This window comes from Segatella salivae DSM 15606 (assembly GCF_000185845.1).
Taxonomy (GTDB): domain Bacteria; phylum Bacteroidota; class Bacteroidia; order Bacteroidales; family Bacteroidaceae; genus Prevotella; species Prevotella salivae.
On sequence record NZ_GL629647.1, the window covers coordinates 815,559 to 818,801 of the forward strand.

Here is a 3,243-nt window from a genome sequence, read left to right on the forward strand (position 1 = left end):
GAACGCCCTCGTCATAGCCAGCCTTTTCTGCAAAAGCCGGAATGGCCGCTTTGAGCTTTTCTTCTCGTTCTTTCACCACCGGCGATGGCTTTTTCTGTGCCGAACTCTGTTTATGAGCCGTTTTGAAATGGTCTATCTCCTGATTGATTTGGTCCACCAAACGTTCAATCGGTGCTCGATCGTCTTCGGTTGCTGCAAGCAGATAACTGGCCTCAATATAGCGGCAAACCACACCAAAGACGGCATCGGTCATCGCGCGCACCTCTTTCAAGGCAGGCAGTTTCTCGTCTACAGCCTTTACTTGGCGCTCATTGTAGATAGTTTGGAACTTTTCGTTCACGGCTTTTAGCTCTGCCATGACAGGCGCAAGACTCAAGGCGGTCATCTCGGCCGAAAAACACTCCAAATCTTTCAACAACCCACGCACTTCGGCCGTTTCGGCATCAGCTGCCTTACTCTGAATGCCCAGATAAACCGCAAGGGCCTTGTTGAGCTTTCGAGCAGACTCAGCCACAGCCTGCACAGGCGATTTCTGTTGCACGCGGATAACGCCAAAGAGATTGGTCAACAGCGTGTCGCGCTGGCGGTCGAGCGCGGCCATTTGCTCGGCATGCAAGGTGGCATTTGCAACCTTGTTGAGTTCGGTTTCCATGTCGATGCAATCGCCCCAACTCTTCAACAACTCGTCGGTGAGGTGCAACTTCTGTTTGTCGCCAGCTTTTACCAATGCATAGACGTTGAACATGAATTGCAGGTGATGCGAATTGCTGTAATGAGCGCTTAGACTGGTTTTCACCAAAGCCATTTTTGGAATTGTAATTTTAAATTTTTCCATAGTAATAAATTTTTATTGATATTTTATATTAGCGACTATCTGTCACTTTTTTCTTTAATTCTTTTGTCCGAAAATCGTTTTTAGTGTTAGAACCATCGTATCTGGCATGAAAATTTAAATTTTAGCATTAGAACCGCCGTATCTCGCACTAAATTTTGATTTTTAGCATTAGAACCATCGTATCTGGCATGAAATTTTGATTTTTGGTGTTAGAACCATCGTATCTGGCGCTAAATTTCGATTTTTAGCATTAGAACCATCGTATCTGGCATGAAATTTTAATTTTTGGCGTTGAAATCATGCATTCTCACTCTTAAATTCGTTTTTATCTTATCATAATTTCCTGATAGTTTGCCTTTCCCCAAAAGTAAACTTACAAAATAAATTTTTATTAGGGGAAAGGCTTTATGAACCTAAATATTAGGCCCGATTACTTTATTATTGTGCATTCCATAAAGGTGTAGCCATCTCCTTCCCACCAGTCCTTATATAAATTGCACTTTTAGCAAAACCTAAGTACCAGGCATACTTACTATCCAATGAAGTTTTTGTCCAATATTTACCTGATAATCCTATTTCCAAATCACTACTCGAAGACACTACAGCTTCCATTGCACCTTGTAAAGGCAAAAAGAAATACTTAGAAGTATCATTAGGAGTTCCTTGTGCAACAGAACTATTTACATAGTAATTGTGACTAAAGGTCACATCTGATGGTAAATTTGTGCTACTAAAACCAGGAATCTCTGATTTTTTCTTTACCCACATACCCATACAATATACTACATGTCCATTTTCCCATAGATATTGTTCGTCAAAATGAGGGTCACCATGAGATGCATACCATGTTGCCTCAACCATGTTCGGAAGGTTCTTTCCTGAACGAGTGGCAACCCCCGTTGTAGGATTATAATAACGTCTATCTGTCGGTCTATTATAAACATTAGGGACCTTATCATTGGATAGCGTTGGTATATACCAATACTCTATCTGGTCTTCATAGCCTTTTAGATAATCTTCTCCTTCTGCAGCGTCCCATGTATAGAATTTAGGCTCATACATTGGTAAGGCTATGCGAGAAGTAATAGGAGTAACAGTATTTTTTTTATATGTATACTGCGGAATTTCTTTTATAAAAACTTTATCTATTTTTCGGTCGACAAAACTATTGCTATAACCATCGGCATATTTAGCATTAATACTAAAATTATACTCTATTTTTAATTTTGTAGTTGCAGGGGCGATATGGAACATAAAATAGCCATAATCTCTGTATTTCTGAGTACCATCAACCCATACACCATTAGCAGTACCAGTTAGTCCACCTATACCAAAGAAGTTAGATGCTACGAAATTAGAACTACCAGTACCTGTTAATCCAGTTGGCGTAATAGTAAATTCTCCGGCAATATTGGTATCTGCTGTTATTTTTATGCGTTTTGGGATATAATAATATCCAGATGCTTCTGCCTGCGCATAAGGTAACAAATATAAAAATGCACTGAGGTGCTCTAATTCAAAATAATATTTACCATCAGGCTTTCGAATAGCTTTAGCATAACCACAATCATCATCAAAAATATTATAAAAATCACCATTTTCACGTTTATTCCAAGCATAAGTTCCATTGTCTACAACAATATTTACTTTATTATAAGCTGTTGCATTTTTCCCTGGATAATAGATGTCGTATGAAGGCTCTGTAAAATTCTTACCTCTGAAAATAAAGTCTGCTACATCTGCTGTCTGAATTGGCCACACAGAGGTGTTTCCCCATGGTTGACTTGCTGTTCCGTCAGCTAAATATACCTTATCACCTGCTGTCCAAAAAAACTTAGAATTAGCTCCTTTACTATAATTATAATCGAAACCTGTTCTACTCTTTGCGCTGGCACTTGCGCTACTCTTTCCTCCAACAAACACAGTTCCGTCTATTTGTTTATTGTCCTTGGTTTCACCATTTGTGAGGTCATCATTTGTACAACTTGCAGTTATGGCAAACAAACCAAGCATTAGTGCTAAGCATTTGATATTAATTATCTTTTTCATCTTCATTTTGTTCAAAAAAGTTGTTATCGTAATCGCTAAATACATTCTTCTTTGCATCACCAATCGGTGGATTAATGATTGGTTTCTTATGTCCTCCCGAAATTGTTGAGGGTGTAGTAAGAAGGCTCTCTGTCAAGATGGGCACAATCTTAATTTGAGGCATAGAATACCTCTTTTTCTTGCAATTTGTTTCCATTGTCTTTTTGTTAAGTACTATATTTCCTATGTTTAAAGCGTTATAAGTATTGCTGTTGAGAGTTTATACACTTTTAGCCGTATTTTTGTCTTATTGCTGTCCACTTATTCATAAAAGGTGGACAACAAGAAAAAAAGAAAAGTTTAAGGTAGATATAAACTTT

3 protein-coding genes are annotated in these 3,243 nt (G+C 38.4%); all 3 read right to left on the reverse strand.

Going from position 1 to position 3,243, the window contains the following annotated elements; translation table 11 throughout:
* Window positions 1-835: DUF6261 family protein (locus HMPREF9420_RS14150; protein WP_007134036.1), on the reverse strand; the 835-nt coding region annotated here is incomplete at its 3' end.
* Between the two features lie 438 nt (window positions 836-1,273).
* A complete protein-coding gene (locus HMPREF9420_RS03410) occupies window positions 1,274-2,884 on the reverse strand; it encodes a hypothetical protein (protein WP_147625598.1) in 1,611 nt (536 codons plus the stop codon).
* On the reverse strand, window positions 2,868-3,080 hold the full coding sequence (locus tag HMPREF9420_RS03415) for a hypothetical protein (protein ID WP_007134038.1): 213 nt from the start codon (window positions 3,078-3,080) through the stop codon (window positions 2,868-2,870). The genes HMPREF9420_RS03410 and HMPREF9420_RS03415 overlap by 17 nt, the downstream gene beginning before the upstream one ends.
* Window positions 3,081-3,243 lie beyond the last annotated feature (163 nt).